Annotated in this window: 25 protein-coding genes; 8 read left to right on the plus strand and 17 right to left on the minus strand. The window is 68.2% G+C overall.

Features of this window, described 5'->3' with window-relative positions; all coding sequences use genetic code 11:
• Positions 1–2,190, plus strand: a 2,190-nt coding sequence (locus tag AC1RTA_RS10260; protein WP_492784668.1) for a putative bifunctional diguanylate cyclase/phosphodiesterase, incomplete at its 5' end; no start/stop codon positions are given.
• A 51-nt stretch (positions 2,191–2,241) separates the two neighbouring features.
• Here the strand turns inward: AC1RTA_RS10260 and queF are convergent.
• The 9 genes from queF to AC1RTA_RS10305 are packed head-to-tail and all read right to left on the minus strand — an operon-like array spanning position 2,242 to position 11,011.
• Entirely contained in the window at positions 2,242–3,075 is an 834-nt protein-coding gene (gene queF / locus AC1RTA_RS10265; RefSeq protein ID WP_492784669.1) for an NADPH-dependent 7-cyano-7-deazaguanine reductase QueF, read from the minus strand.
• 56 nt (positions 3,076–3,131) lie between these two features.
• Complete coding sequence (locus AC1RTA_RS10270; protein WP_416243640.1) at positions 3,132–4,037, minus strand: bestrophin family protein; 906 nt, start codon at positions 4,035–4,037, stop codon at positions 3,132–3,134.
• Positions 4,034–4,894 (minus strand): TatD family hydrolase, encoded by an 861-nt coding sequence (locus AC1RTA_RS10275; RefSeq protein WP_492784670.1) that lies wholly within the window; start codon positions 4,892–4,894, stop codon positions 4,034–4,036. The genes AC1RTA_RS10270 and AC1RTA_RS10275 overlap by 4 nt, the downstream gene beginning before the upstream one ends.
• Positions 4,895–4,940: 46 nt before the next feature.
• Complete coding sequence (locus AC1RTA_RS10280) at positions 4,941–5,732, minus strand: enoyl-CoA hydratase (RefSeq protein WP_205229723.1); 792 nt, start codon at positions 5,730–5,732, stop codon at positions 4,941–4,943.
• Positions 5,733–5,766: 34 nt separating this feature from the next.
• Entirely contained in the window at positions 5,767–7,017 is a 1,251-nt protein-coding gene (locus tag AC1RTA_RS10285; protein WP_492784671.1) for a D-amino acid dehydrogenase, read from the minus strand.
• 5 nt (positions 7,018–7,022) lie between these two features.
• Complete coding sequence (locus AC1RTA_RS10290) at positions 7,023–9,254, minus strand: RelA/SpoT family protein (protein WP_130459828.1); 2,232 nt, start codon at positions 9,252–9,254, stop codon at positions 7,023–7,025.
• A gap of 31 nt (positions 9,255–9,285) precedes the next feature.
• Positions 9,286–9,492, minus strand: coding sequence for a DNA-directed RNA polymerase subunit omega (gene rpoZ / locus AC1RTA_RS10295; protein WP_014235614.1), 207 nt, complete (start codon positions 9,490–9,492; stop codon positions 9,286–9,288).
• Between the two features lie 27 nt (positions 9,493–9,519).
• A complete protein-coding gene (gene gmk, locus AC1RTA_RS10300) occupies positions 9,520–10,128 on the minus strand; it encodes a guanylate kinase (protein ID WP_130459829.1) in 609 nt (202 codons plus the stop codon).
• A 16-nt stretch (positions 10,129–10,144) separates the two neighbouring features.
• Entirely contained in the window at positions 10,145–11,011 is an 867-nt protein-coding gene (locus tag AC1RTA_RS10305; protein WP_492784672.1) for a YicC/YloC family endoribonuclease, read from the minus strand.
• 137 nt (positions 11,012–11,148) lie between these two features.
• On the opposite strand from AC1RTA_RS10305, the gene AC1RTA_RS10310 reads away from it, so the two are divergent.
• From AC1RTA_RS10310 to hemW, 6 genes are all read left to right on the plus strand, one after another.
• A complete protein-coding gene (locus tag AC1RTA_RS10310; RefSeq protein WP_130459831.1) occupies positions 11,149–12,114 on the plus strand; it encodes a serine/threonine protein kinase in 966 nt (321 codons plus the stop codon).
• Positions 12,111–13,022 carry a PP2C family protein-serine/threonine phosphatase gene (locus AC1RTA_RS10315; protein WP_014235610.1) on the plus strand — a complete coding sequence of 304 codons (912 nt, stop codon included), beginning with the start codon at positions 12,111–12,113 and terminating at the stop codon, positions 13,020–13,022. Before AC1RTA_RS10310 ends, AC1RTA_RS10315 begins: the two co-directional genes overlap by 4 nt.
• A gap of 9 nt (positions 13,023–13,031) precedes the next feature.
• Positions 13,032–13,748 (plus strand): ribonuclease PH, encoded by a 717-nt coding sequence (gene rph, locus AC1RTA_RS10320; RefSeq protein WP_130459832.1) that lies wholly within the window; start codon positions 13,032–13,034, stop codon positions 13,746–13,748.
• Positions 13,749–13,761: 13 nt separating this feature from the next.
• A complete protein-coding gene (locus AC1RTA_RS10325; protein WP_492784673.1) occupies positions 13,762–14,673 on the plus strand; it encodes a hypothetical protein in 912 nt (303 codons plus the stop codon).
• 5 nt (positions 14,674–14,678) lie between these two features.
• Entirely contained in the window at positions 14,679–15,269 is a 591-nt protein-coding gene (gene rdgB, locus AC1RTA_RS10330) for an RdgB/HAM1 family non-canonical purine NTP pyrophosphatase (protein ID WP_014235607.1), read from the plus strand.
• Positions 15,270–15,413: 144 nt separating this feature from the next.
• Positions 15,414–16,649 (plus strand): radical SAM family heme chaperone HemW, encoded by a 1,236-nt coding sequence (gene hemW, locus AC1RTA_RS10335; protein ID WP_492784674.1) that lies wholly within the window; start codon positions 15,414–15,416, stop codon positions 16,647–16,649.
• A gap of 90 nt (positions 16,650–16,739) precedes the next feature.
• Here the strand turns inward: hemW and AC1RTA_RS10340 are convergent, their stop codons facing one another.
• The 6 genes from AC1RTA_RS10340 to AC1RTA_RS10365 form a co-directional block, all read right to left on the minus strand.
• The gene (locus AC1RTA_RS10340) at positions 16,740–18,722 is read right to left on the minus strand and encodes a TonB-dependent receptor (protein ID WP_492784675.1); all 1,983 of its coding nucleotides are present in this window, start codon (positions 18,720–18,722) and stop codon (positions 16,740–16,742) included.
• 189 nt (positions 18,723–18,911) lie between these two features.
• Positions 18,912–19,721, minus strand: coding sequence for a HoxN/HupN/NixA family nickel/cobalt transporter (locus AC1RTA_RS10345; protein WP_130459435.1), 810 nt, complete (start codon positions 19,719–19,721; stop codon positions 18,912–18,914).
• Positions 19,722–19,915: 194 nt separating this feature from the next.
• The gene (locus tag AC1RTA_RS10350; RefSeq protein ID WP_492784676.1) at positions 19,916–21,289 is read right to left on the minus strand and encodes a sensor histidine kinase; all 1,374 of its coding nucleotides are present in this window, start codon (positions 21,287–21,289) and stop codon (positions 19,916–19,918) included.
• A gap of 10 nt (positions 21,290–21,299) precedes the next feature.
• Positions 21,300–21,788, minus strand: coding sequence for a nickel-responsive transcriptional regulator NikR (gene nikR, locus AC1RTA_RS10355; protein ID WP_014236251.1), 489 nt, complete (start codon positions 21,786–21,788; stop codon positions 21,300–21,302).
• Positions 21,789–21,966: 178 nt separating this feature from the next.
• A complete protein-coding gene (htpX, locus tag AC1RTA_RS10360) occupies positions 21,967–22,848 on the minus strand; it encodes a protease HtpX (protein ID WP_014236252.1) in 882 nt (293 codons plus the stop codon).
• A 24-nt stretch (positions 22,849–22,872) separates the two neighbouring features.
• A complete protein-coding gene (locus AC1RTA_RS10365) occupies positions 22,873–23,256 on the minus strand; it encodes an HPF/RaiA family ribosome-associated protein (protein ID WP_014236253.1) in 384 nt (127 codons plus the stop codon).
• 104 nt (positions 23,257–23,360) lie between these two features.
• On the opposite strand from AC1RTA_RS10365, the gene nhaR reads away from it, so the two are divergent.
• A complete protein-coding gene (nhaR, locus tag AC1RTA_RS10370; protein ID WP_492784677.1) occupies positions 23,361–24,281 on the plus strand; it encodes a transcriptional activator NhaR in 921 nt (306 codons plus the stop codon).
• Positions 24,282–24,360: 79 nt separating this feature from the next.
• Here the strand turns inward: nhaR and AC1RTA_RS10375 are convergent, their stop codons facing one another.
• Both AC1RTA_RS10375 and AC1RTA_RS10380 read right to left on the minus strand, forming a co-directional pair.
• Positions 24,361–25,821 (minus strand): nickel-dependent hydrogenase large subunit, encoded by a 1,461-nt coding sequence (locus AC1RTA_RS10375; protein ID WP_416243252.1) that lies wholly within the window; start codon positions 25,819–25,821, stop codon positions 24,361–24,363.
• Positions 25,818–26,813 (minus strand): NADH-quinone oxidoreductase subunit B family protein, encoded by a 996-nt coding sequence (locus tag AC1RTA_RS10380; RefSeq protein WP_014236256.1) that lies wholly within the window; start codon positions 26,811–26,813, stop codon positions 25,818–25,820. Before AC1RTA_RS10380 ends, AC1RTA_RS10375 begins: the two co-directional genes overlap by 4 nt.
• Positions 26,814–26,897: the final 84 nt, after the last annotated feature.

Consider the following 26,897-nt stretch of genomic DNA (forward strand, 5'->3'; position numbering starts at 1 on the left):
CTGCCCATTCTCTCGACGCCCGCAGCCGCCCCCCCGGAGGCCGCTCCCCTGACCCGCTACAGCCCCATTCCCTGGGGTCTGGTGATCGTCCTTTCCCTGCTTTTCGTCGTGGTCTGGCTGCTGCCGCCCCTGGGCGGCCTCAAGCAGAGCGACACCATCTTCCCCCTGACCCTGCACACGGTGATGGAGAGCTTCTCCTTCGTCGTCTCCGTGCTGGTCTTCGCCGTCTCCTGGCATGCCTACAGCCGGGAGCGGGCGGGCAACCTGATGATCCTGGCCTGCGGCTTCCTCGCCGTGGCCCTGCTGGATTTCGGCCATACCCTCTCCTACCGGGGCATGCCCGACTTCGTCACCCCCTCCTCGCCCCAGAAGGCCATCATCTTCTGGCTGGCGGCCCGCTACGTGGCGGCCCTGACCCTGCTCACCATCGCCCTGCGCCCCTGGCAGCCCCTGGCCCGCCCCCGGGACCGCTACCGGCTGATGCTGTGGGCCCTGCTGGTGACCGCCGCGGTGTTCGTCTCGGAGCTTTACCTGCCGGATTTCTGGCCCACCATGTTCGTGCCCGGGGTGGGCCTCACCGGTCTCAAGATCGCCGCCGAATACGGCCTCATCGCCATCCTCGGCGCCACCGCGGTGATCCTCTATCCGAAGACCCAGGGCAAGCCCGCCTTCGACGCCGCCAACCTGTTCACCGCGGTGCTCATCACCATCCTCTCGGAGCTGTGCTTCACCCTGTACTCCAACGTCAATGACGTGTTCCAGCTGCTCGGCCATACCTACAAGGTCATCGCCTATTTCTGGATCTACAAGGCGGTGTTCGTCTCCAGCGTGCGCGACCCCTACCTGCGCCTGAGCCTGGAGATGGCGGAGCGCCAGGCGGCGGAGGCGCGCATCCAGTTCCTCGCCTACCACGATCCCCTGACCGAGCTGCCCAACCGCATCCTGGTGCGGGAGCGCTTCGAGCGGGCGGCGGAGCGGGCCCGGGTCCAGTCCTCCCGGGTGGGGCTGGTCTATATCGACCTGGACAATTTCAAGACGGTGAACGACTCCCTCGGCCATACCCTGGGCGACCTGCTGCTGCAGGGCATCGGCCAGCGCCTGCAGTCCCTGGTGCCGGCCGGCAGCACGGTCAGCCGCCAGGGCGGCGACGAATTCCTCATCTTGCTGGAAGACGTGGAGCGGCCCCGGGAAGTGGAGAGCCTGGTGAACCGCATCGTCGAGCAGATGCAGCAGCCCTTCGCGATCCAGGACCACGACCTGTCCACCTCCGTTTCCATCGGCGTTTCCCTTTTCCCCGACGACGGCGGCGATTTCGACACCCTGCTGAAAAAGGCGGATACGGCCATGTACCGGGCCAAGGGCGCCGGCCGCAACGGCTATCGCTTTTTCGACCGGGAAATGGACAAGGATGTGGGCGAGCGCCTGCGCCTGAGCAACGACCTGCGCCTGGCCCTGGCGCGCAACGAGTTCGTGCTGCACTACCAGCCCCAGATCGATTTGCGCACCCAGGAAGTGATCGGCGCCGAGGCCCTGATCCGCTGGCAGCATCCGGAACTGGGCCTGCTGGCCCCGGGCCGCTTCATCGGCATCGCCGAGGACACGGGCCTGATCGTGCCCATCGGCGAATGGGTGATCCGCATGGCCTGCCATCAGGCCGCTGCCTGGCAGCGGGCCGGCCTGCCGCCCCTGGTGGTGGCGGTCAATCTTTCCGCCGTGCAGTTCATGCGCGGCGACCTGGTGGGCACGGTGGCCAGCGCCCTGGCCACCTCTGCCCTGCCTTCCCGCTGTCTGGAACTGGAACTGACCGAATCGATCCTGATCCAGGATGCGGAGAACATCCTGGGCACGGTGCAGCGCCTCAACGCCATCGGTGTGCAGATGTCCATCGACGACTTCGGCACCGGCTATTCCAGCCTTTCCTACCTGAAGCGCTTCGCCGTGGACAAGCTGAAGGTGGACCAGTCCTTCGTGCGCGACCTCTGCAGCGATCCGGACGACGCCGCCATCGTGCGGGCCATCATCCAGCTGGCCCGCAGCCTGGGCCTGAAGACCATCGCCGAAGGGGTGGAAACGGCGGAAATCCTCGCCCTGCTGCAGGAGTTGGGGTGCGACGAAGCCCAGGGCTACTACTTCGCCAAGCCCCTGCCGGCGGACAACTTCAGCGCCTTCCTCAGCCAGCGCCTGTCCTGACGGCCCGGCGCTGCCGCAGCGCCGGCAGCCCCCATTTCCCCCAACTGAAAACTACTGCCGCACTTCCCGGATGTTGTCGGGCGGCAGGAACTCGCCGCTGCTGCGGAAGGGATTGATGTCCAGGCCGCCGCGCCGGGTGTAGCGGGCATACACGGCCAGGGACTGGGGCGCGCAGCGGGCGCTGATGTCGCAGAAGATGCGCTCCACGCACTGCTCATGGAACTCGTTGTGGCCGCGGAAGGAGACGATGTAGCGCAGCAGGGCGGCGCGGTCGATGGCCGGGCCCCGGTAGCGCACCACTACCATGCCCCAGTCGGGCTGGCCGGTGACCAGGCAGTTGGACTTGAGCAGGTGGGAATAGAGGGTTTCCTCGACGCAGCGGCCGGCATCGGCCTGCAGCAGTTCCGGCGCCGGCTGGTAGCGGTCGCACTCGATGTCCAGCTCGTCAAGCAGGATGCCCGAGGGGTAATCCACCCGGGGCCGCGGCTGCCCTGCCAGAGGCTCCAGCTGCACCGTCACCTGGCCGCCGGCGGCGGCGGAAAGATCCCGGGCCAGGGTGGCGGCCACCGTTGCGGCATCGGCGAAGGGGCTCTGGTTGAAGGAATTCAGGTACAGCTTGAAGGACTTGGATTCGATCAGGTGCGGCGTCTGCGCCGGGATGCGGAAGGTGCCCAGGGCCACCACCGGCTTGCCCCGGGGATTGAGCCAGGAAATCTCGTAGGCGTTCCACAGGTCCTCGCCGACGAAGGGCAGGCGGGCCGGGTCGATGCCGATCTCGTCCCGCTTCAGCTGGCGGGGAATGGGAAAGAGCAGTTCCGGGGCGTAATGGCAGCGGTACTCGCTGGCCTTGCCGAGGGGGGAGAGGGCGCTGGGATCGATGGTCATGGGGCGGATTTTACCCCCAGGCGGAGGTAGGCCCCAGCATCGGCCGTGAGCGCCGCCTAGAGCAGCACGTAGCCCTGGGGCTGCAGCAGGGGCGGCAGGTCGGTCTCGCCCAGGGCTTCGCCCAGGTCCCCTTCCAGCATGCGCACCATGGCGTCCAGGGGCAGGTCGTTTTCCAGGGTGCCGAAGGGCTCTTCCAGTTCGTCCCCCAGCGCGTCCAGGCCGAAGAAGGTGTAGGCCAGCACCGCCGTCAGCAGGGGCGTGGCCCAGCCGACGGAACGGGCCAGGCCGAAGGGCAGCAGCAGGCAGAAGAGGTGGGCGGTGCGGTGCAGCAGCAGGGTGTAGGCGAAGGGCAGGGGAGTGAAGCGGATGCGTTCACAGGCGGCCTGGATGCCGGAGAGGGCGTGCAGGCGCTGGGTCAGGCCCTGGTAGACGATGTCGCCGAGGCCGTCCCGTTGCCGGGCCTGGACCAGGTCGTGGCCGCACTGGCGCAGCAGAGCATCGGCCGGATTGCGGCTCTGGGCAAGGCGCTCGGCCTCGCCGGGAGGCAGGAAGGGTGCGGCTTCCAGGGCTGCGTCCCGGCCCCGCAGACGGGCGGCCAGGGCGTGGGCGAAGGCCAGGCTGCGGCGCACCAGGAGGCGCCGGGGTTCCGCCTCCAGCACCAGGCTTTCCCGGGCCAGGGAGCGCAGTTCGACGATGAGGCCGCCCCACTGCTTGCGTGCTTCCCACCAGCGGTCGTAGCAGGCGCTGTTGCGAAAGCCGAGGAAGATGGAAAAGGCCAGGCCGAGCAGGGCGAAGGGGGCGGCGGAATAGTCGGGGAAGAGGTGGCCGAAGTGCTGGGCGCCCCAGGTGATGAGCACGGCGAAGCTGGTGGTGAAGACGATCTGGGGCAGCACGTGGGGCACCACCGAGCCGCGCCAGATGAAAAAGAGACGGAGCAGGCTGGGGCGTTCGCGGACGATCATATCGAGGCAGTCGGTGGAGTGGTGGTCGGGGTGGCGCTGGTGGCGCTCGCCAGTGCGGCCAGGCCGGGCAGGGCGGCGCGGGCGTTGGCGCCGGTGGCGGCGATCAGCGCGGCTGTGGGCATGCCCCGCAGCTCGGCCAGGAGGGCGGCGAAGCGGGGCAGGTAGGCGGGCTTGTTGCGCCGGTCCGGGCTCTCCGCGGTGAGAAAGGCCGGGGGAATGTCGGGGGCGTCCGTTTCCAGGACCAGGGCTTCCAGGGGCAGGGTGGCGGCCAGTTCCCGGATGCGGGTGGAGCCGCTGAAGGTCATGGCGCCGCCGAAGCCCAGCTTGAAGCCGAGCTTGATGAATTCGTCGGCCTGCTGCCGGCTGCCGTTGAAGGCATGGGCGATGCCGCCCCGGGGCCGGTAGCGGCGCAGCTGCTTGAGAATGGGGTCCAGGGCCCGGCGCACGTGGAGAATCACCGGCAGGTCGAACTCCACGGCAAGCTTCAGCTGTTCGGCGAAGAAGTGCTGCTGCCGCGCCAGGGCCTCGCCCTGCTGCAGTTCGGGCACGTACAGGTCGAGGCCGATCTCGCCCACTGCCAGCGGCGGCAGGGGGCCATCCCGCTCCTCGGCCAGCCAGCGGCGCAGGGTGGAGAGGTCTTCCTCCCGGGCCGCCGGCGTGTACAGGGGATGGATGCCGTAGGCGGGTGCGCAGCCCGGGTAGGCGAGGCAGCAGGCGCGCACCTCGGCGAAGGTGGCGGCGGCCACGGCCGGCACCACCATGGCCTGGACGCCAACCGCGACGCCATCCTTGAAGATGGCATCCCGGTCAGCGGCGAATTCCGCCGCGTCCAGGTGGCAGTGGGTGTCGATCAGCATGGAATCTGGCTGTCCGGGCAGGTCGGGCGGAGAGTCCCGCCCTGCCTCACTTCTGGCCGAAGGCCGGTTTGCGCTTTTCCAGGAAGGCGCCCAGGCCTTCGGCGAAGTCGGGATGGACGGAGCAGGCGGCGAAGTTGCCCTGTTCGGCGAACAGCTGCTCCGGCAGGGAATTGCCGCTGGAAGCCTGCAGCAGGGCCTTGGTGCGGGCCAGGGCCTGGCGCGGGCCGGCGGCCAGGCGGCGGGCCAGCTTGGCGCTCTCGGCCTCCAGCTCGGCGGCGGGCACCACCCGGTTGATGAGGCCCCACTCCCTGGCCTGGGCGGCATCGAAACGGTCCCCCAGCAGGGCGATCTCGGCGGCCCGCTTGGCCCCCACGGCCCGGGGCAGGAACCAGGTGGCGCCGCCGTCGGGGGAGAGGCCGATGTGGCAGTAGGCCAGGGTGAAATAGGCGTTGTCGGCGGCCACCGCCAGGTCGCAGGCCAGCATCAGGGACAGGCCGAAGCCGGCGGCGGCGCCGCTGACCGAGGCCAGCACCGGCTTGCCCATGCGGCGTACCTGCAGGGTGGTGGCGTGCACGGCGGCGATGGTCTGTTCGAAGAGGGCCTGGCGTTCCGCCGGGGGCAGGGCCAGCTGGCTGTGGAACCACTTCAGGTCGCCGCCGGCCATGAAGTGCTCGCCGCCGCGCAGGACCACGGCGCCGACGGCTTCGTCGTGCTCGGCTCGGGCGGTGGCGGCGCGCAGGTCCTCGATCATGGCCAGGTTGAGGGCGTTGAGGGCCTCGGGGCGGTTCAGGGTCAGGGTCAGGACCCCGTCCTCCAGGTGGGAAAGCACGGTGCTCATGGGTTGTCTCCTTTGGGTGGTGGTTTTTATGGTTTTATTGTTTTGTCGTTCCGAGGAACGGGAAGTCCGCTTCCGGCCGTTTGCCGGAAATGAGGTCCGCCAGGGCCGCGGCGGAGCCGCAGGACAGGGTCCAGCCCAGGGTGCCGTGGCCGGTGTTGAGCCACAGGTTGGGCAGGCGGGTGCGGCCGATGAGGGGCACGTTGGAGGGCGTCACCGGGCGCAGGCCGCACCAGTAGAGCGGGTCGCCGTCGGGGCGCAGCTGGGGGAACAGTTCCAGGGCGCGCCGCAGCAGGGCCTCGCAGCGCACCGGGGTGAGCTCCAGGTTGTGGCCGTTGAACTCCGCCGTGCCGGCCACCCGCAGGCGGTTGCCGAGGCGGGACATGACGATCTTGCGTTCGTCGTCGGTGATGCTGACGCTGGGGGCGACGCTGTCCGGGGAGAGGGCGATGGTGGCGGAATAACCCTTGCCCGGATAGACGCAGGCCTTGACCCCGGCGGGCTTGAGCAGGGCCGGGGAATAGCTGCCCAGGGCCACCACGTAGGCGTCGGCCAGGAGCAGGTCGCCGCCGGCGACGACGCCGGCCACCCGGCCGCCGGCGCTGGCAATCTTCTCCACCGGGCAGTTGTAGCGGAACTGCACGCCCCGGGCGGCGGCGGCCTCGGCCAGGCGCTGGGTGAAGCGGTGGGCGTCGCCGGATTCGTCGCTGGGGGTGTAGTCGCCACCAGCCAGGCGCCCTTGCACCGCGGCCAGGGCCGGCTCGATGGCGACGCAGCGGGCAGCGTCCACCGGCTCCCGGTCCACCCCGAATTCCCGCATCAGGGCGGCGGCGTGGCAGGCGGCCTCGAACTCGGCGGCCTGGGTGAAGATGTGCAGGATGCCCTGGCAGCGCTGGTCGTAGTCCAGGGGCAGGGTCTGGCGCAGGGCCTGCAGCCGCTGCCGGCTGTAGAGGGCGAGGGCGATGATGTCGCGGATGTTGCGGCGGGTGGCCCCGGGCGGGCAGTTGGCGAGGAAGCGCAGGCTCCAGGCGAAGAGGGCCGGGTCGTAGCGCAGGCGGAAGAGCAGGGGGGCGTCTTCCTTGCCCAGCCATTCCAGGGCCTTGAAGGGGGCCCGGGGATTGGCCCAGGGCTCGGCGTGGCAGACGGAAATCTGGCCGCCGTTGGCGAAGCTGGTTTCCAGGGCGGCGCCGGGCTGGCGGTCCACCACCGTGACTTCGTGGCCGGCCTCGGCCAGGAACCAGGCACTGGTGACGCCGACGACGCCGGCGCCGAGGACGAGAACACGCACCCGGCCTATTCCTCCTGGCGTTCCCGGGTGATGCGCACCACTTCGGGAATCAGGCGCACGGCCCGCAGGACCCGGGCCAGGTGGGCCCGGTTGGCCACCTGCACGGTGAAGTTGAGGGTGGTGTAGAAGCCCGGATCGGGGGCCATGGAGACCTTCTCGATGTTGGAGCCGGACTCGGCGATCTCGGTGGCCACCTTGGCCAGCACGCCGCGGGCGTTGCGGGCGGCAACGTGGATGTCCACGTCGAACAGCTTGCCCGGTTCCGGTTCCCACTCCACGTCGATCCAGCGCTGGGGTTCGGCACTGCGGGACTTGCGGATGACGGCGCAGTCATGGGTATGCACCACCAGGCCCTGGCCCTTCTTGATGGAGCCGATGATGGGGTCGCCCGGGATCGGGCGGCAGCAATGGGCCAGCTGGATGGCCATGCCCTCGGTGCCGCGGATCACCACCGAGGTGTGGGGTGCCGGTTCCGCGTTGGGCAGGGCCGCCTCGTGGGCCAGCAGGCGGCGCGCCACCACGGCGGCCAGGCGCTTGCCCAGGCCGATATCGGTGTACACCTCCTTGACGGACTTGCTGCCCCCTTCCTTGAGCACCGCTTCCCAGCTGGCGTCCGGCAGTTCCGAGGGGGTGATGCCGAGGCCGAACAGTTCCTGGTTGAGCAGGCGCTCGCCCAGGGCGGCGGATTCCTCGTGCTGGCGGGTCTTCAGGAAGTGGCGGATCTTGCTGCGGGCGCGGCCGGTCTTCACATACGAGAGCCAGGCCGGATTGGGATTGGCATGGGCGGCGGTGACGATTTCCACCTGGTCGCCGCTGTTGAGCTCGCTGCGCAGTGGCATCAGCTCGTAGTTGATCTTGGCGGCGACGCAGCGGTTGCCCACGTCCGTGTGCACCGCGTAGGCGAAGTCCACCGGGGTGGCGCCCTTGGGCAGGGAGAAAATTTTGCCCTTGGGGGAAAAGACATAGACCTCGTCGGGGAAGAGGTCGATCTTGACGTGCTCGAAGAACTCGGCCGAGTCGCCGGCGGTGCTCTGCAGCTCCAGCAGGGACTGCAGCCAGCGGTGGGTCTGGTACTGCAGCTCGGCGGCGCTCTTCTCCGTGTCCTTGTACAGCCAGTGGGAGGCCACGCCCTCCTGGGCCATGTGGTGCATTTCCTCGGTGCGCAGCTGCACTTCCACCGGCATGCCGTAGGGGCCGATCAGGGTGGTGTGCAGGGACTGGTAGCCGTTGGCCTTGGGGATGGCGATGTAGTCCTTGAACTTGCCCGGCAGGGGCTTGTACAGGGCGTGCAGGGCGCCCAGGCCCAGGTAGCAGCTGGGCACGTCCTTGACCACCACGCGGAAGCCGTAGATGTCCAGCACCTGGGAGAAGGAGAGGCGCTTTTCCACCATCTTGCGGTAGATGGAATAGAGGCTCTTCTCCCGGCCGAAGACCTGGGCCTCGATGCCCGAGTCCCGCATCTTGCTCTGGACCCCGTCGAGAATCTTCGACAGCACCTCGCGCCGGTTGCCCCGGGCCGCCATGACGGCCTTCAGCAGCACCTGGTAGCGCATCGGGTGGGTGTGCTTGAAGGAGAGGTCCTGCAGCTCCCGGTAGACCGTGTTCAGCCCCAGCCGGTTGGCGATGGGGGCGTAGATCTCCAGGGTCTCCAGGGCGATGCGGCGGCGCTTGTCCGGACGCATGCAGCCCAGGGTCTGCATGTTGTGCAGACGGTCGGTGAGCTTGATGAGGATGACCCGCAGGTCCTTGGCCATGGCCAGGAGCATCTTGCGGAAGTTTTCTGCCTGGGCTTCCTGGTAGGAGGAGAACTCGATCTTGTCGAGCTTGGAGAGGCCGTCCACCAGGTCGGCCACGCCCTTGCCGAAGCGCTCGGTCAGCTCCTCCTTGGAGATGCCCGTGTCCTCCATGGTGTCGTGCAGGAGGGCGGCGATGATGGCGGTGGAATCCAGCCGCCATTCGGCAATGGCCCCGGCCACGGCCAGGGGGTGGGTGATGTAGGGTTCGCCGGAAAGGCGCTTCTGGCCCCGGTGGGCGGCTTCGCCGAAGGCAAAGGCCTCCTTGATCTTGGCGATCTCTTCCGGTTTCAGGTAGTCGAGGCTGTCCAGGAAGACCCGGTAGGCCGGGTCGTCGTTGAACGGGTAGGGGGTCGGCGGCGCCGCCGGGTCAGGTGCCGGCGCGAAGGGCGCGGCGGAAGATGCAGACGGTTTGGCCGGGGCGGGGTCGGTTGCAGTATCCATACCGGTTCACCTTACCCGCCCGGGCCCGGGGTCAGGCCTGACCGCGGTTGAGGATTTCCAGGCCGATCTGGCCGGCAGCCAGTTCGCGCAGGGCGATGACGGTGGGCTTGTCCTTGCTCGGTTCCTGCATGGGGGTGGAACCATTGGCGATCTGGCGGGCCCGGTAGGTGGCGGCCAGGGTCATCTGGAAGCGGTTGGGGATTTGTTTCAGGCAGTCTTCAACGGTAATGCGGGCCATGGTTCATCCAATCAAAAAGCGGAAAATTTAGAGCAGCGAGGCGAACAGCGAAGCGTGGCGTTCCTGCTGCACGGGAAGCTTCAAGCGCGTTGCGCGCACCACGGCCAGCAGGTCGCTGAGGGCCGTCTGCAGGTCGTTGTTAATAATAACATAGTCGAATTCCCCCACATGCCGCATCTCGTCGCGGGCAGCGGCCAGACGGCGGGCGATGACGTCCTCGCTGTCGGTGCCGCGGCCGGCCAGGCGGCGGGCCAGTTCTTCCATGGAGGGCGGTAGGATGAAGACGCCGATGGCGTCGCCGAACACCTTGCGCACCTGCTGGGCGCCCTGCCAGTCGATCTCCAGCAGCACGTCGCGGCCGGCGGCCAGCTGCTGTTCGATCCAGGTGCGGGAGGTGCCGTAGTAGTTGCCGTGCACCTCGGCCCATTCGAGGAACTCGCCCCGGTCCACCCGGGCCAGGAAATCGGCCACGTCGGTGAAGTGGTAGGCCTGGCCGTTCTCCTCCCCGGTGCGGGGCGCCCGGGTGGTGTGGGAGACGGAGAGGCCGATGGCCGGGTCGTTCTGCAGCAGCAGGCGGACCAGGGTGGTCTTGCCGGCGCCGGAGGGGGCGGTGACGATGTAGAGATGGCCGCTCATGCTGGCGTCCCTTTCCTTATTCGATGTTCTGGATCTGTTCGCGCATCTGCTCGATGAGCAGCTTCAGGTCCATGGAGGCCTTGGAGACTTCGCTGAGGACCGACTTGGAGCCCAGGGTGTTGGCCTCCCGGTTCAGTTCCTGCATGAGGAAGTCGAGGCGCTTGCCGGCGTTGCCGCCGGCCTTGAGGATGCGCTCCACCTCGGTGAGATGGGCCTGCAGGCGGGACAGTTCCTCGTCCACGTCGATACGGGTGGCGTACAGCACCACTTCCTGGCGCACCCGCTCGTCGTCGGCGCTGCCCAGGGCTTCCACCAGACGCTGCTTGAGCTTGTCCTGGTAGGCGGCCTGGGCCTGGGGAATGAGGGGGGCAACGGCGGCCACGGTGGCGCGGATTTTGTCCACCCGCTCCTGGATCATGGCGGCCAGCTTGGCGCCTTCCCGGGCCCGGCTGGCGGTGAAGTCCTCCAGGGCCTCCTTCAGGGTGGCCTGGACGGCGGCGTGCAGGGCGGCCGTATCCACCTCCGGCTCGCCCAGCATGCCGGGCCAGCGCAGCACTTCGGCCACCGACAGGGCGGCGGCGTTGGGCAGGGTCTGGCGTACCTGGCCTTCCAGGGCCTGCAACTGGGTCAGCAGGTCGGTGTTGATGGCCAGTTGGCGGTTCTGGCTCTGGCTGGCGACCAGGTTGAGGCGCAGTTCCACCTTGCCCCGGGCCAGCTTGACGGTGATGGCTTCGCGCAGGGCCGGCTCCAGCACCCGCAGGTCGTCCACGATGCGGAAATGGATGTCGAGGAAGCGGGAATTGACGCTGCGCAGTTCCAGGTGCAGGGAGCCGCCTGCCACTTCCCGGGTTTTGGCGGCATAGCCGGTCATACTGTAGATCATGGAATTCCTTGCTGTGTGGGGTGTGCCGGCCCGGACGGCGGGCCTGGGAGGGGCTTCTTGAGGCTTCTTTACAGTCCGTTGGCAAAGCCTGACAATGCGCGCAGTGCGCCTGAGGCGCTATCTTAGCTTCGGACTTCATGGCGTCACAAGCCAATCACCCCCTCCCTGCCGGATTCCAACTGGAAGACTACCGCATCGAAAAGCAGATTTCGGTCGGTGGTTTTTCCATTGTTTACCTGGCCCACGATGCCAGCGGCAAGGCGGTGGCCATCAAGGAATACCTGCCGGCCAGCCTGGCCCTGCGCTCCGAGGGGCAGACCAAGCCGGTCATTTCCCAGGAGCATCTTTCTGCCTTCCGCTACGGCATGAAATGCTTTTTCGAGGAAGGCCGGGCCCTGGCCAAGCTGAACCATCCCAACGTGATCCAGGTGCTGAATTTTTTCCGCGCCAACGACACGGTTTATATGGTCATGGAATACGAGCGGGGCCGCACCCTGCAGGAATTCATCCAGAAGCACCACGGCCACATCCACGAGAAATTCATCCGCGGCGTATTCACCCGCATGCTCAACGGCCTGCGCGAGGTGCACACCCACAAGCTGCTGCACCTGGACCTGAAACCGTCCAACATCTACCTGCGGGCCGACAATACGCCGGTGCTGATCGACTTCGGCGCCGCCCGCCAGACCCTGCATTCCGACACCCCCATGCTGAAGCCCATGTACACCCCGGGTTTCGCCTCCCCCGAGCACTACTTCAAGCGGGACGAACTGGGGCCCTGGAGCGACATCTATTCGGTGGGCGCCTCCATGTACTCCTGTCTGGCCGGGGCGGCGCCCCAGGCGGCCGATGCGCGCATGGAGAAGGATCAGCTGCAGCCCGCCTCGGTGCGCTGGGAGGGCCAGTATTCGGACCAGCTGCTGGAGACCATCGACTGGTGCCTGTGCCTCAACCACCTGTACCGCCCCCAGAGCGTCTTCGCCCTGCAGAAGGCCCTCACCGAGGCGGTGGACATGCCGGCCCAGGGGGCCGGCAAGACGGCGGAAAAGGAAGGATGGCTGGGCCATCTGGTGGGCAAGATCAAGGGAATGACTGCTAAATGAAATTCACCATCTACCAGGAAAGCCGCATCGGCAAGCGGCAGAACAACGAGGACCGGATCGCCTACTGCTACTCGCGGGAGGCGGTGCTGATGGTGGTGGCCGACGGCATGGGCGGGCACTACCACGGCGAGGTGGCCTCCCAGATCGCGGTGCAGACCCTGACCTCGGCCTTCCAGCGGGATGCCCAGCCGGAGATCGCCGACCCCTTCCTCTTCCTGCAGAAGGGCATGACCAACGCCCACCACGCCATCCTGGACTATTCCCAGGAGCACCGGCTGAAGGATTCGCCGCGCACCACCTGCGTCGCCTGCCTGATCCAGGACAACATCGCCTACTGGGCCCACGTCGGCGATTCCCGCCTCTACCACATGCGCGACGGCAAGGTGCTGGCGGTGACCCGGGACCATTCCCGGGTGCGCCTGCTGATGGACGAGGGCCTCATCAGCGAGGCCCAGGCCGCCACCCACCCGGACCGCAACAAGGTGTATAGCTGCCTGGGGGGCGAAAACCCGCCGGAAATCGAGTTCTCCCGCAAGACCCCCCTGGAAGTGGGGGATGTCCTGGTGCTGTGCACCGACGGCCTGTGGGGGCCCCTGCCGGCCGATGTCATGGCCGCCTCCCTGAAGGGGGCCAACCTGATGCAGGCCGTGCCCATGCTGCTCAACCAGGCGGAAATCCGCTCCGGCCCCTACGGCGACAATCTTTCCGTGGTGGCGGTGCGCTGGGAGCAGAGCTACAGCGAGGAAGCCTCCAGCACGGTGATGACCCAGACCATGCCCCTGGACGCGGTGACCACCAAGCTCGGCGAATTCGGTCGGGACCCGGCCTACAAGACCGATCTTTCCGACGACGAGATCGAAAAGGCCATCGACGAAATCCGCGCCGCCATCCAGAAATTCTCCAAATAAGGAAGTTCCATGCGTCCCAGCCAACGTGCCGCCGACCAGCTGCGCCAAGTCCGCATCACCCGCCGTTTCACCCGCCATGCCGAAGGTTCGGTGCTGGTGGAAATGGGCGACACCAAGGTGCTGTGCACCGCCAGCATCGAGGAAAACCTGCCGCCCTTCCTGCGCGGCAAGGGCCAGGGCTGGGTCACCGCCGAATACGGCATGCTGCCCCGCTCCACCCACACCCGCAGTTCCCGGGAAGCGGCCAAGGGCAAGCAGACCGGCCGCACCCAGGAAATCCAGCGCCTCATCGGCCGTTCCCTGCGCGCCGTCACCGATCTCAAGGCCCTGGGCGAGCGCCAGATCACCCTGGACTGCGACGTGCTGCAGGCCGACGGCGGCACCCGCTGTGCCTCCATCACCGGCGCCTGGGTGGCCCTGTGGGACGCCTGCCAGTCCCTGGTGGCCGCCGGCAAGCTGAGCGAGAACCCCCTCAAGGAACACGTGGCCGCCATCTCCGTCGGCATCTACAAGGGCACCCCGGTGCTGGATCTGGACTACCCGGAAGATTCCGACTGCGATACCGACATGAACGTGATCATGACCGGCAGCGGCGGCCTGGTGGAAGTCCAGGGCACGGCCGAAGGCGAGCCCTTCTCCCGGCAGCAGATGAATGTGCTGCTGGACCTGGCCGAAGCCGGCATCCGCCAGCTCATCCACGCCCAGGAAACCGCCCTGGCGGATTGATTCGGAGCCCGTCATGGCCCAGGAAACCTCCCGCGACCCGATCAAGGCCCTGCTCGACGATCTGGAACAGTCCATCGCCGATTTCGATCAGCGCCTGGAATTGGCGACCCAGCCGCCCGCTCCTTCCGGCCTGCAGGGTACCGATAGCATCTTTCCGCCCATCGAGCCCGAGGCCAAGCGCCAGTTGCCGCCATCGCCTGGCGCCAGTAGCGCAGGCATAGCCGGTACCGTCGCCGCAGCACCCGAGGCGCCGACGGTGGACCTGCTGGCCGAACTGGCCCAGGCGGCGGCAAGCCGCACGGTGGATGACGCAGAGGAACAGCGCCGCCAGCAGGCCGTGACCGAGCGCCTGCACCAGGACCTGAAGTCCATCTTCGACTATCTCAACCAGCTCATCCGCCACGCCAACACCATCAAGCCCGCCTTGCCCCGCGTTTATCGGCTGGATGCGCGCAACAGCTTCTCCCAGCTGGCCTGGTGCGATGGTTTCGTCGATTACCGCAGTACCAGCCGCTTTGACCGCAGCTACTACGAGCAGATCCTTTTCCAGGTGCGCTATCAGGCACCGACGCCCCTGACGGCCGTCTGTCCCGTGGACAAGACGGCCATGCTCAAGCGCGAACTGGAGCTGGTGAATCTGCGCATCGAGCGAGACGAGACGGTGATGTTGCCGGAGGGTGGGCCCGGCGTGCGTTATGTCCTGCCCGATGCTATTCCCCTGAATCTTTCAATACAGGCCGATTTTGCGGCCGGTGACCTGCTCCTGCGTTGCCGCAATGCCGGCAACTTCGGCCCTACTGCCTACCGTCTGCCGGGCGGGAGCATCACCCGGCCCCTGCTCGACGGCATCGGCCTGGTGCTGCTGGGCCGTAGCGACACCATGCCCAAGGAACTGCAACGCATTCCCTACCAACGGATCAACTGAGTCCCATGCAAAAGATTGTCCTCGCCTCCAACAATGCCAAGAAGCTCAAGGAACTGTCGGCCCTGCTGACGCCCCTGGGCATCCAGCTCATTCCCCAGGGCGAGCTGGGGGTGCCGGAGGCGGAGGAGCCTCACCACACCTTCCTCGAAAACGCCCTGGCCAAGGCCCGCCATGCGGCCCAGCTGACCGGCCTGCCGGCCCTGGCCGACGACTCCGGCCTGTGCGTCAAGGCTCTGGGCGGCGCTCCCGGAGTGCAGTCGGCCCGCTACGCCGGTGAGCCCAAGTCCGATGCCCGCAACAACGAGAAGCTGCTGGCGGCCCTCACGGGCGTGGCCGACCGCCGCGCCCACTTCGTCTCCCTGCTGGTGCTGGTGCGCCACGGCGACGACCCCCAGCCCCTGGTGGCCGAGGGCGAGTGGCACGGCGAGATCATCGACCAGTACCGGGGCGAGGGCGGCTTCGGTTACGACCCCCTGTTCTACGTGCCGGCGGAGAAGGCGACGGCGGCCGAACTCTCCGCCGAGGTGAAGAACCGTCTCTCCCATCGTGGCCAGGCCATGGCCCGGCTGCTGGAACGCCTCAAGCTGGAACTGTGAGCCCGGCCGGCGCCGGGAAACCTTCCGGCGCTGCCGCGGTCCAGGGCAGGGTGTTCCGGTCTTGCCGCTCCGCGGCGGCCTGACTCAAAGCGCCTTCGTCCAGCCATCGCATCATGCCGCCTGCGGGCGGAAAGGTTTTCTTTCGTGTCGTCCCGTTCTTCCTCCCGCATCATTCCCATCGCCGTCGCCGGCAGCACCCGCGCTGGCGGCAGTCCCCTGCACTTCACCAGTCCGCCGCCCCTCTCGCTCTACATCCACGTGCCCTGGTGCGTGAGGAAGTGCCCCTATTGCGATTTCAACTCCCATGAGGCGCGGGCGGAGAACGACGAGGCCGCCTATGTGGCAGCCCTCGTTGCCGATCTGGAAAGCGCCCTGCCGTCGGTGTGGGGACGCAAGGTATCCACCATTTTCATCGGCGGTGGCACGCCCAGTCTGCTCTCCGGCGAGGCCCTGCACGAACTGCTGAACGCGGTGCGCATGCGCCTGCCCCTGCTGCCCGAGGCGGAGGTGACCCTGGAGGCCAACCCGGGCACCGCCGAGGCGGGCAAGTTCGCCGCCTTCCGGGCGGCCGGGGTGAATCGTCTGTCCCTCGGCATCCAGAGCTTCAACGACCGGCACCTTGAGGCCCTGGGTCGCATCCACGACAGCGCCGAGGCCAGGGCCGCCATCGAGCTGGCCAAGACCCACTTCGAGCGCTTCAACCTGGACCTGATGTACGGCCTGCCCCAGCAGTCCCAGGCCGAAGCGATGGCAGACCTGGAGACGGCCCTCTCCTTCGCGCCGCCCCATCTTTCCTGCTACCAGCTGACCCTGGAGCCCAATACCCTCTTTGCCGCCCGGCCGCCCCAGCTGCCCGAGGGCGACACCTGCGCCGACATGCAGGACGCCATCGAGGCCCGCCTGGCCGCCGCCGGCTACGTGCATTACGAAACCTCGGCTTTCGCCCGGCCCGGCTACCAGTGCCGGCACAACCTCAACTACTGGACCTTCGGCGACTACCTGGGCATCGGCGCCGGCGCCCACGGCAAGCTGACCCTGCCGGACCACAACGGTTTCTCGGTGCAACGCCAGATGCGCTGGAAGCAGCCCAAGCAGTACCTGGAGCAGGTGGCTGCCGGCCAGCCGGTGCAGGAGCAGCACGGCGTCGGGGCGGACGAGCTGCCCTTCGAATTTCTCATGAACGCCCTGCGCCTCAACCAGGGCTTCGATCCGGCCCTCTTCGAGCAGCGCACCGGCCTGCCCCTGCTGCTGGTGCGGGGCGAACTGGAAAAGGCGGCCCGGGAAGGGCTGTTGACCCTGGCACCGGGCTGCATCGCCCCGACCGAACGGGGCCGGCGCTTCCTCAACGCCCTGCTGGAACGCTTCCTGCCGGAAGCCTGAAAAGAACGCACTGGAGAAGCAGGAAGGACGCCGTTCTCCGCATCATTGCGGCGGAGAGTGGCGTCCTTCTTGTCTTCTGGCTGAGGTGCCTTAGAAACCCTGGGTATAGGTCAGGCGCCAGATGCGGGGTTCTGCCGGGTGGCTGTGCACATCCTCCACTTTCGCTGCTTCACCGCGCAGTTGGGACTCGTAGTAGTAGTCGATGTCGCTGGCCTTGCGGTTGAACAGGTTGAGCACTTCTAGGGTCAGCTGGCTCTTTGCGGCCAGCTTGTAGCCCACATTGAGATTGACCATCACCGAGCTGCCGGAACGCACCGAGTCGTCTTCGATCAGGGCCCGGGGGCCCAGATAGCGCAGGCGCAGGCCGCCGCGCCAGGGGCCCAGGTCGTGCACGGCGACACCGACCGAGGCGGTGCGTTCGACGGCGCCGGGAATGTACTTGCCGGCGGCATCGTCGTCGCGGAAGCGGGCCTTGGAGAGGGCGATGTCCGCATCCAGGGTCAGCCAGTCCCGGGGCGTCCAGTAGTTGGACCATTCCACGCCCTGGCGGTGGCTGGGGCGGCCGGCTTCGGTGGTGCCGGCGTCGCCGACGAAGAGCAGTTCCGAATCCAGGTCCAGGCGCCACAAGGCGACGCTGGTATTCCAGCCGGGGGCCGGGGCGCTGCGCCAGCCCACTTCCTGGCCCCGGGATTTGACCAAGGCCGGCACCCGGGACATGGGGGCGCCCGGGTTGGAGGGATCGACGCGGATGGTGGTGCCGCGGGCGTCGTTGCTGTGGAAGCCCTGGCCCCAGTTGTAATAGAACTCCTGGTTGGCGAAGGGGCCGAAAATGAGGGACAGCTTGGGGCTGGTGATGCCGTCGTTTTCTTTGCCGGAATTGGCGGCCAGGCTGGAATCCACCTTGAAGCGGTAGAGGTCGTGGCGCAGGCCGGCGACGCTGCGCAGCCAGTCGCTCCACTGGGCGCCCCACTGGCCGTAGAGGCCCAGACTGCCCTGGTTCACGCTGTCGCTGCGCACGGTGGACAGGCGCTGGCGGGCGGCGGTGCGGTACAGGCCCACGTTGTCGATGTCGTCCTGGCGGCCTTGCACGCCCCAGGTGAAGTCCCCTTCCTTGCCCAGCCACTGCACCGGCTGGCTGCGGCTCCAGCCGAAGCCGCCGTAACGGCGCCGGTCGGCCTGCTCGAACTGGTCGCCGTTGACCGGATCGTCCATGGCGTAGGTGAAGTTGGAGAAGAGGTTGAGCCGGTAGTCCACCAGATAGGCGTTGGCCCGGGTCTGCACCGCCCCGTCCTGCCGTGCCCACTGGCCGGAGAGGGAGAGGCGCCGGGTGTTGCCGCCGGCGGTGGGGTCCAGGCTGCCGTAGCGGTTCACCAGGCCCTGGTCCACGGCCCGTCGCGCCAGCTGGTCGGTGGAGGTCCAGTCGCCGTCGTAGGCCATGAAGGCCACCGAGTGGCCGTTGTTGCGCGTGCCTTCCGAATAGCGCAGCACGCCGTTGAGGCGCTTGTAGTGCTCCGGCACTTCCCAGGGACCGTCGTTGTGGAACACCTCCACGGCGCCCAGCCAGCGGCCGCCGCCGGCGGTTTCCTTGTCGGCGGCGGTGAGCAGGCGGCGGTAGCCGTTGCTGCCGAGGCCAATGCTGACGTAGTCCTCCGGCAGGGCGCGGCGGTAGTCGATGCGGGCGCTGCCGGCGGAGGAGAAGTCGCCATCCTCTGCGGCGTAGGGGCCCTTCTTGTACTGGATGCGCTCCACCAGCTCGGGGATGAGGAAGTTGAGGTCCAGGTAGCCGTGGCCGTGGGCGTGGGTCGGCAGGTTGATGGGCATGCCGTCGATGGCGACGGAGAAGTCGGTGCCGTGGTCCAGGTTGAAGCCGCGCAGGAAGTACTGGTTGGCTTTGCCGTCGCCGGCGTGCTGGGTGACGATGAGGCCGGGCACGGTTTCCAGCACTTCCGCCGGGCGCAGCAGGGGGCGGTTCTCCAGCTGCTTCGCCGTCACCGTGCCGACGCTGGCGGCGTCGGCGACGCCGATCAGGTCCTGGGCACCGGCCTTCACTTCGATCACGTCCAGGGTCGGCATGCCCGCAGCCCCTGCCTGGAGAGGCAATAGCAATGCGGCTCCCGGCAGGGCGCCGGCCAGCAGGGCCGTCCTTATTGCCGCCTGGAGGCGATGGTTTTGGCCAGGTGTGAAGATATTTTTATTTTTCATATCCGGGTGCGAGGGCAGTGGCAGGTGGTTGGATGACAGCGCAGGATAGGGGCGGGCGGTTCAGGCCGGCAGGGGCCGGCGGGCGAGGCGCAGGGCGAGCAGGAAGCTGGCGGCGATGATGCACACCAGGGCGAAGCCGAAGGCCAGTTCCTTGCCGTCGCTCCAGGCTTCCACCGCAGGGGAGAGCATCTTGGCGGCACCGAAGGCGGCCACCAGCAGGCTGACGGCGGAGACCACCAGGCCCATGACCCGGGAGGCCACCAGGGCCACCGTGTCGGCCCGGGCGATGAGGCGGGAGATCCACAGGCCGTTGATGCCGTCGGTGATGAGCATGCCCAGCATGAACAGCAGGGAAAGGCCCAGGGCGTGCTCCCAGCCGCCGTGGCGGGTGGCGGTGAAGGCGAAGAGGGCGGCCTGGGACAGGGTGTCGAAGGAGAGGGCAAAGAGGGCGCCGACGGCAGCCACCAGCAGGGGATGGCCGGCTTCGGTGAGGCGGCCAAGGAAGCGGCCCTTGATGCCGGCGGGGCGCACCATCTCGCCCGGAGCGGCGGCCAGCACGGCCCGCAGGTTCACGGCGCCGAGCAGGGTGAGGAAGGCAATGGAGATGAGGCCGCCCACCCATTCGAACCATTCGGGCACCTGCCACACGTCCGCCAGGGTGCCGACCGCCAGGGCGATGGCGACGACGATGGCGCCGTGGCCGAGGGAAAAGAGGGTGCCGCAGTAGCGCGCCAGGCCCGGGTTGCGCCGGCTGTTGAAGCGGGTGAGGCCGTCGATGGTGGCCAGGTGGTCGGCGTCGAAGCCGTGCTTCATGCCCAGGATCAACACCAGGGAAGCGAGGGCGAGCCAGTTGTCGGGCAGGGTATCCACGGGCCGTGAGGGGACCGCCGGCGGGCGGCAGAAGGTTAGAAAGTGTGAAGAATAAACTTTCCGTCACACGATTGGGGTTGACCTGGATCAGAAAGCGGCAGGGAAATCCGGGGCGACGGGCTCGATCCGCTCCACGGCCGGCCGGGCTGGGGCCGTGGGCAGGTGTGCCGGCAGCAGGGTGCCGCCGGGGGGCTTCAGGCGGCGGGGAGGTCCCGGGGCAGGGTCAGGCGGAACACGGCGCCGCCTTCGGGATGGTTGCTGGCGACGATGCGGCCGCCGTGGCGTTCGACGATGCCGTAGGAGATGGAAAGGCCCAGGCCCGTGCCTTCCCCCACCGGCTTGGTGGTGAAGAAGGGGTCGAAGAGGTGGCCCAGGGCTTCGTCGGGAATGCCGGGGCCGTTGTCGTGGAAGGTCAGGCGCAGTTCCCGCTCCCCCAGTTCGCCGCTGATCAGCAGCTCTCCCCCGGGCTGGGCGGCGGTGGCCTGCAGGGCGTTCTGCACCAGGTTCATCACCACCTGCTGCAGCTGCCCCGGGGAGCCCCGCAGGGGCAGCTCCGTCGGCAGCTCGGTGCGCACGGTAAAGCTGGGCGGGGCGCTCTTGGCCACCCAGCGCACCGCCCGCTGCACCACCTCGGCCAGGTTGAAACGTTCCGCCGCCTCCCGGTCCAGGGCGGAGAAACGCTTGAGGCCGTCCACGATGTCCCGGGTGCGCTCGGCCCCTTCGATCATGCCGTCGATGAGGGGGGACATGTCTTCCAGGATGCGGTCGATGCGCAGTTCGCTGCGCAGTTCCTCCAGTTCCGGGATGCAGTCGCAGCCCCGGTTGTGTACCGCTTCCAGATAGGTTTCCAGGCGCCCGGCGTAGCGCTTCAGGGCCAGCACATTGCCCAGCACGAAGCTGATGGGGTTGTTCAGTTCGTGGGCCACCCCGGCCACCAGGCGGCCGAGGGAGGCCATCTTTTCCGAGTGCAGCAGCTGCTGCTGGGTGCGCTTCAAGTCCTCGTGGGTCTGCCGCAGTTCCCGGTAGGCCCGGCGCAGTTCCCCCACCGGGCGGCCGGTGACCACCATGCCGATCAGCTTGCCGGTGCCGGAGAGGCGGGGCGTCCAGTTGAAGGAAACGGGTACGGCGCCGCCGTCCTCGGCCTGCAGGGGCAGCTCCACGTCCTGGGCGCCGTCGTGGCTCTGGCTGGCGAAGAAGCTGCGGGCCTTGTCCCGGGCCTTGTCGTCGGCGAAGAGGTCGAAGATGGAAGTGCCCTTGAGGGTCGGCTCGTCCCGTCCGGTGTAGCGCTGGAAGGCCGGGTTCACCTCCTCGATGGCGCCGTGGCGGTCGCACACCACCAGGATGTCGGACATGGAGGCGAGGATGCTGGCGATGAAGCGGTGGGACTCCTCCAGGGCGGCGTTGTTCTGCTCCAGGGCCACTTCGTACTGCAGCAGGTCGTTGTAGACCTCGTCCATCTTCTGGATCACCTCGATCCACACCTTCTCGTTCACCCCCTCCAGCAGCTGGGCCGGCTCCGGCAGCAGGCTGCCGTCGAGCAGGGGGCGGGCGGGACGCTTGGCGGTCATGGCGGCGGGACTAGCGGCTGGGCTTCAGGTGCAGGTGGCGATAGCCGTGGCCGTGGGCATGGCTGTGCTTGTGGCTGTGCTGCTTCTGGCTCTCGTCCAGTTCCACGGTGACCAGGTTGAGCTGGCCGTGGCGCACGCCGCGCTCGGCCATGAGGGCCTGGGCGAAGGCCCGCACGTCCTCCGTCGGGCCCTTGAGGATGGTGCTCTCGATGCAGTGCTCATGGTCCAGGTGGGCGTGCAGGGTGGACACGGTGAGGTCGTGGTGGTCGTGCTGGATGGAGGTGAGGCGCTCCGCCAGTTCCCGCTCGTGGTGGTTGTAGACGTAGGAGAGGTTGGCCACGCAGTGGTCCGATTCCTTGCGCGCCTGGCGCCAGGTTTCCAGCTGGGAGCGGAGGATGTCGCGCACCGCCTCGGAGCGGTTGCTGTAGCCCCGGGCGGCGATGAGGGCGTCGAATTCCCGGGCCAGGTCCTCGTCCAGGGAAATGGTGATGCGTTCCATGCGTTCTCCATCGCCGGCGGGCGGAAGGCCGCGGAATGCGGCAGGCCGGCGCAATGCCCGCCAGTCTACCAAAAGGCACCGGGCTCCACGGCGGCGCCGGGGTCTTTGCCGCAAAAGAAAAGGCCCGCCGGAGCGGGCCTGGGGATGGGGTGCGCCACCATGGGCAGCGCCTCGATGCTCAGCCGCGTTGCTGCAGGGCGGCGATGCGCTCCTCGATGGGCGGGTGGCTGGAGAAGAGGCTCATCCAGCCCTTGCCGCCGGCGATGCCGGAGGCCGCCATATTGGCCGGCAGGGGCTCGGGGGACAAGCCGCCGAGACGCTGCAGGGCCGCCATCATGGGGCGCGGGTTGTTGCCCATGAGCCGGGCGGCGCCGGCATCGGCCCGGAATTCCCGCTGGCGGGAGAAGTACATGACGATCATGGAGGCGAGGATGCCGAAGACGATGTCGCACACCACCACCGTCACCATGTAGCCGAGCCCGGGGCCGGAGGATTCCTCGTTGTCCTTGCGCAGGAAGCTGTCCACCAGATAGCCGACCACCCGGGCCAGGAAGAAGACGAAGGTGTTCACCACGCCCTGGATCAGGGTCAGGGTCACCATGTCGCCGTTGGCCACGTGGGCCACCTCGTGGGCCAGCACCGCCTCCACTTCCTCCCTGCTCATGGATTGCAGCAGGCCGGTGGACACGGCCACCAGGGAGTTGTTGCGGCTGGGGCCGGTGGCGAAGGCGTTGGCCTCGCCCTCGTAGATGGCGACTTCCGGCATGGGCAGGCCGGCGTTCTTGGCCAGGCGGGCGACGGTGTCCACCAGCCAGGCTTCGGTGGGGTTGCGCGGCTGCTCGATGACCTGGGCGCCGGTGCTCCACTTGGCCATGGGCTTGGACAGCCACAGGGAAATGAAGGAGCCGCCGAAACCCATCACCGCGGCGAACCCCAGCAGCATGGGCAGGTTTAGGCCGTTGGCGGTGAGGAAGCGGTTGAGGCCCAGCAGATTGATGACCAGGCCCAGGACCACCATGATGGCCAGGTTGGTCGCAAGGAAGATCAGAACGCGTTTCATGGCATTGCTCCGGTAAAGACTGGATCAGAAGGCAGGTTGCAGATTGAGCTCCGCCTCTTCGGCGGCGGGCAGGCGGCGGGCCAGACGGCCCTGGCGGCGCAGGGGGGCGACGCTGCGCCGCAGGGTCCGGGCCAGGGCCTGGGCAGCCCGGTGGGCGGCGCCGTCGATGGCGGCCCGCAGGTCACCGGCCACGTCGCTGACCACCAGTGGGGCCTGGCCGTCCACTTCCACCTGGATGCGGCACAGCTTGTCCACGCCGCCGCGGTGGCCGTTGCGGTCCATCAGGCGCACGGTGACGGCGCGGATGCGATGGCGGCTGCGGTCCAGGGCGAAGCCGAGGCGATGGGCGACGTAGCTGCGGATCTCGGCACCGATGTCGATGCGACGGGCGATGATGGTGGGTTGCATGGCGTCCTCCTGTGGCAGAAAGCGAATCGAGAACGCAGCTTAGGGGCTTTCGTTGTCAGGAAAAAGCAGAGATAATCGAATCATTACTTCGTAAAAAACTGAATATGAGCGCCCCCAACACCTCCCCGGCCAGTCTCAACCACCGCCATCTCCATTATTTCTGGGTGGTGGCCAAGGAAGGCGGCATCAGTCGCGCCGCCGAGCGCCTGGGGGTGGCGGTGCAGACCATCAGCGCCCAGCTGAAGGAACTGGAACAGTCCCTCGGCACCGCCCTGTTCACCCAGGAAGGGCGGCGCCTGGTGCTGACCGAGGCCGGCCGCACCGCCCTGCATTACGCCGACCAGATTTTCCTCCTCGGCGAGCAGCTGCAGGAGGCCCTGCAGCTCCAGACCGCTGCCGCCAGCCTGAAGCTGAGCGTGGGCATTTCCGACGCCCTGCCCAAGCTCATCGCCTACCGCCTGCTGCAGGCCGCCATCGACCTGCCCCAGCCGGTGCGCCTGGTCTGCCATGAAGGGGAATTCGACGAACTGCTGGCCGACCTGGCCCTGCACAAGCTGGATGTGGTGCTCACCGACCGTCCCGCCGGCAGCCGTCCCAATCTGCGGGTGTACAGCCATCCCCTGGGGGAGTGCCGCATGGGCGTTTTCGCCACGGCGGAGCTGGCGGCGCGCTACGGCCCCGGCTTTCCCGATTCCCTCAACGGGGCCCCCCTCTTGCTGCCGACCCGGGACACGGCCCTGCGCGGCCGCATCGACGCCTGGCTCTCGGCCCGCAACCTGCGGCCCGACGTGGTGGGGGAATTCGAGGACAGCGCCCTGATGATGACCTTCGGCCGCTCCGGCCTGGGCCTCTTCCCGGCCCCGACCCTGCTGGCCGATGCCCTGGAGGAGCAGTTCCGCGCCCGCCCGGTGGGCGGCATGGAGGACGTGCGGGAACAGTTCTATGCCATTTCCAACGAGCGCAAGATCCGCCACCCGGCGGTGGAGGCCATCCGCCTGGGGGCGGAGAAGCTGCCTTTGGGATAGGGCTGGAAGGCAGGCGGGACGGGGCTGCTAGCCAGCCCCTGCCTGAAATGCCCGTACTTGCTGGATCGCCGGCCGGTGCCTAATGCACCGTGCACACCATGCACGGATCGAAGGAGCGCACCACGTGCTGCACCAGCACCGGCGCCGCTTCGTCCTTGGGGATGGGCAGGCCCACCAGGGCTTGTTCCAGGGGGCCGGGGGTGCCGGCGGCGTCCCGGGGGGAGAAGTTCCAGGTGGTGGGGGCGATGATCTGGTAGCCGGCGATGGCACCATGCTTCACCGTCAGCCAGTGGCCCAGGCTGCCCCGGGCGGCTTCGGTGAGGCCGACGCCGACGGCGGCATCCGGCAGTTCGCCGTGGGCGCAGAAGGGTTCGCCGGGGGCCAGCTGCTGCACCCAGCTTTCCATGGCCGGGATGAGGGCGGCGATTTCCAGCATGCGGGCGACGATGCGGGCGGTGACGTTGCCGCCGGCGGATTTTCCTTGCCCGTTACGCACCAGGTCCTGGGCCAGGGGCTGGCCGGCCACCAGTTGCCGTGCCAGGGCGCCCACCTCGGCCACCTGACCGCCGTAGCGGGGGGCCTTGCACCAGGTGTAGGCGTCCTCCTTCTCCAGCAGGGGCCGGGTCTGGCCCTGGGCGGGCGCCTGGGGGGCGTCACCGGCCAGCCAGGCGTGGCTCAGGTCCTCGACAATGCGGGCGGTGTCCAGCTCGGCGCGGCGGCCCTTGGCGCCGTCCCAGACGCCGGCGGGGAAGAGGCTGCCGACGGAGCCCGGATAGGCGCCGACGCTCAGGAAGAGATTGCCGGCCCGGCCCACCTGCTGCAGGCCCAGGTCGTCGGCCAGGGCCAGGAAGCGGGGAAAGTCGGCCTGGCGTCCGGCGGCCCAGGCCCGCAGGGCGTCGGCCGAATCCAGGGCGGCCACGGTTTCCAGGGCGTCGCCGAACAGCGTGCTTTCCAGCCAGGCGCGGAACTCCCGCAGCACGGCGTAGAGGCGGATCTTCTCCGCCGCCAGCACCGCCCGGGTGGTGCCGCCGGGCTGCAGGGCCATGGTGTGGGGCCATTTGCCGGCCAGGTAGCCCTGCAGGCGCATGAAACCGGCCCGGGCGGGCAGCATCTCCGCCGTGGCCCGTCCCGTCTGGGCCTTGAAGCGGCCTTCGGTCTCGGCGAACCAGGGCTTGGCGGCGTAGGCGGCCCGGGCGAAGTCCGGCATGAAAAAGAGGTAGAAGTGGGTCAGGTGGTCCGCCAGGTTTTCCCCGGCCTGGATCAGGTTGCGGGCGAGGCGGCCGTTGGGCGGCGGGGTCAGGCCCATGGCCTCGGCCAGGGCGCTGGCGGCGGCGGCCGACTGGGCCACGGAGCAGATGCCGCAGATGCGCGGCACGATGGCCAGGGCGTCCAGGGGCGCCTTGCCCAGCAGCATAGGCTCGAAGCCGCGGTAGAGGGGGGCGTTCACCCGGGCCGAGTGCACGGCGCCGTCGCTCACCTCCAGGCTCACCTCCAGGTCGCCTTCGACCCGGTTGAAGGGACCCAACACCAGCTTGCTCATTTCAATCCCGTCTTGCGGATGGCCGGCATCACCACCGGATGGTCGGCGGCGGCGTTTTCCCGCACCCGTTTCGGGGTGGCCGATTTCGACAGGGCGGCGAGGGCGACGAACCAGGCCTTGGGCATGTCCGAGGGCAGGCCGATGGGAATGCCCGCCACCTTGGGCGTTTCCATGAAGGGATGGCCCGGCTCCTCGAAGCCCGGCTCGGTGCAGGAGATGCAGGGGTAGCCGCCGCGCAGGCAGGAGCCGACGCCGTTCCATACCCGGGTGTTGCAGTCGGCATGGGCCTGGGTGCCCTTGCAGCCCAGGTTCTCCATGAGGCAGCCCAGCTCCGAGGGCTTGTGGGCGCTGGCCTTGAATTCGTAGAACTCGTTGCGGGGGCAGCCGTGGTGCACCAGCTGGTCCGAATAGAAGCGGGGGCGCTGCAGGGCGTCCAGGTCCCTGGCCTGCAACTGGCCCAGGGCCAGGGCCATCAGGCTGTCCACCACCCAGCCCGGGTGGGTCGGGCAGCCGGCCACGTTCACCACCGGCAGGCCGGCGGCGCTCTGCCACTCGGCGCCCAGGATGCCGCCCTTCTCGTCGCCCTCGAACTGCAGGCCGCAGGCGTCGGTGCTGTTCTCCCCCGCCGCCGGCACGCCGCCGAAGGCGGTACAGGAGCCGATGGCGAAGACGTGGCGGGCCTGCCCGGCCAGACGCTGCACCCAGTCCAGCATGGGAATGCCGGTGCCGGCGAGGATGTGAAAGCGTCCGCTACCATTGGGCCCCCGCAGCACGGCGCCCTCGACGCAGAGGATGTCCACCGGCACCTTGCCGCTGGCGGCGTCTTCGAGGATGGCCAGGGCCTCGGGGCCGGAGGCTTCGGAGAGGGCCGGGTGGAAGAGCACGCGGATGCCCACGTCCTCCAGCTGGCGCAGCAGGTCCCGGGCGTCGGCGCCGAGAAGGGAGAGGGTGCAGCCGCCGCAACCGCCGGCCTGGAGCCAGAGGAGGTTCATGAAAATCTTTTTGCCACAGAGGGCACAGAGGACACAGAGTTTTTCCAGGCTGTGCGACCGTCGGCGCTTGCCTCAAGCGTGAGG

Source organism: Azospira sp. MPR-E4, assembly GCF_058809645.1.

Coding starts and splice junctions, on each gene's coding strand:
- queF (WP_492784669.1), bottom strand. CDS start 3,075: ATGACCATCGATCCCAGCGCCCTCTCCCCCCTCGGCAAGGCCAGCGAG.
- AC1RTA_RS10270 (WP_416243640.1), bottom strand. CDS start 4,037: ATGATCGTCCGCGAACGCCCCAGCCTGCTCCGTCTCTTTTTCATCTGG.
- AC1RTA_RS10275 (WP_492784670.1), bottom strand. CDS start 4,894: ATGCTGATCGACACCCACTGCCACCTGGACGCGGCGGAATTCGCCGCT.
- AC1RTA_RS10280 (WP_205229723.1), bottom strand. CDS start 5,732: ATGAGCACCGTGCTTTCCCACCTGGAGGACGGGGTCCTGACCCTGACC.
- AC1RTA_RS10290 (WP_130459828.1), bottom strand. CDS start 9,254: ATGGATACTGCAACCGACCCCGCCCCGGCCAAACCGTCTGCATCTTCC.
- rpoZ (WP_014235614.1), bottom strand. CDS start 9,492: ATGGCCCGCATTACCGTTGAAGACTGCCTGAAACAAATCCCCAACCGC.
- gmk (WP_130459829.1), bottom strand. CDS start 10,128: ATGAGCGGCCATCTCTACATCGTCACCGCCCCCTCCGGCGCCGGCAAG.
- AC1RTA_RS10305 (WP_492784672.1), bottom strand. CDS start 11,011: ATGATCTACAGTATGACCGGCTATGCCGCCAAAACCCGGGAAGTGGCA.
- AC1RTA_RS10310 (WP_130459831.1), top strand. CDS start 11,149: ATGGCGTCACAAGCCAATCACCCCCTCCCTGCCGGATTCCAACTGGAA.
- AC1RTA_RS10315 (WP_014235610.1), top strand. CDS start 12,111: ATGAAATTCACCATCTACCAGGAAAGCCGCATCGGCAAGCGGCAGAAC.
- rph (WP_130459832.1), top strand. CDS start 13,032: ATGCGTCCCAGCCAACGTGCCGCCGACCAGCTGCGCCAAGTCCGCATC.
- AC1RTA_RS10325 (WP_492784673.1), top strand. CDS start 13,762: ATGGCCCAGGAAACCTCCCGCGACCCGATCAAGGCCCTGCTCGACGAT.
- rdgB (WP_014235607.1), top strand. CDS start 14,679: ATGCAAAAGATTGTCCTCGCCTCCAACAATGCCAAGAAGCTCAAGGAA.
- AC1RTA_RS10340 (WP_492784675.1), bottom strand. CDS start 18,722: ATGCCGACCCTGGACGTGATCGAAGTGAAGGCCGGTGCCCAGGACCTG.
- AC1RTA_RS10350 (WP_492784676.1), bottom strand. CDS start 21,289: ATGACCGCCAAGCGTCCCGCCCGCCCCCTGCTCGACGGCAGCCTGCTG.
- nikR (WP_014236251.1), bottom strand. CDS start 21,788: ATGGAACGCATCACCATTTCCCTGGACGAGGACCTGGCCCGGGAATTC.
- htpX (WP_014236252.1), bottom strand. CDS start 22,848: ATGAAACGCGTTCTGATCTTCCTTGCGACCAACCTGGCCATCATGGTG.
- AC1RTA_RS10365 (WP_014236253.1), bottom strand. CDS start 23,256: ATGCAACCCACCATCATCGCCCGTCGCATCGACATCGGTGCCGAGATC.
- nhaR (WP_492784677.1), top strand. CDS start 23,361: ATGAGCGCCCCCAACACCTCCCCGGCCAGTCTCAACCACCGCCATCTC.
- AC1RTA_RS10375 (WP_416243252.1), bottom strand. CDS start 25,821: ATGAGCAAGCTGGTGTTGGGTCCCTTCAACCGGGTCGAAGGCGACCTG.
- AC1RTA_RS10380 (WP_014236256.1), bottom strand. CDS start 26,813: ATGAACCTCCTCTGGCTCCAGGCCGGCGGTTGCGGCGGCTGCACCCTC.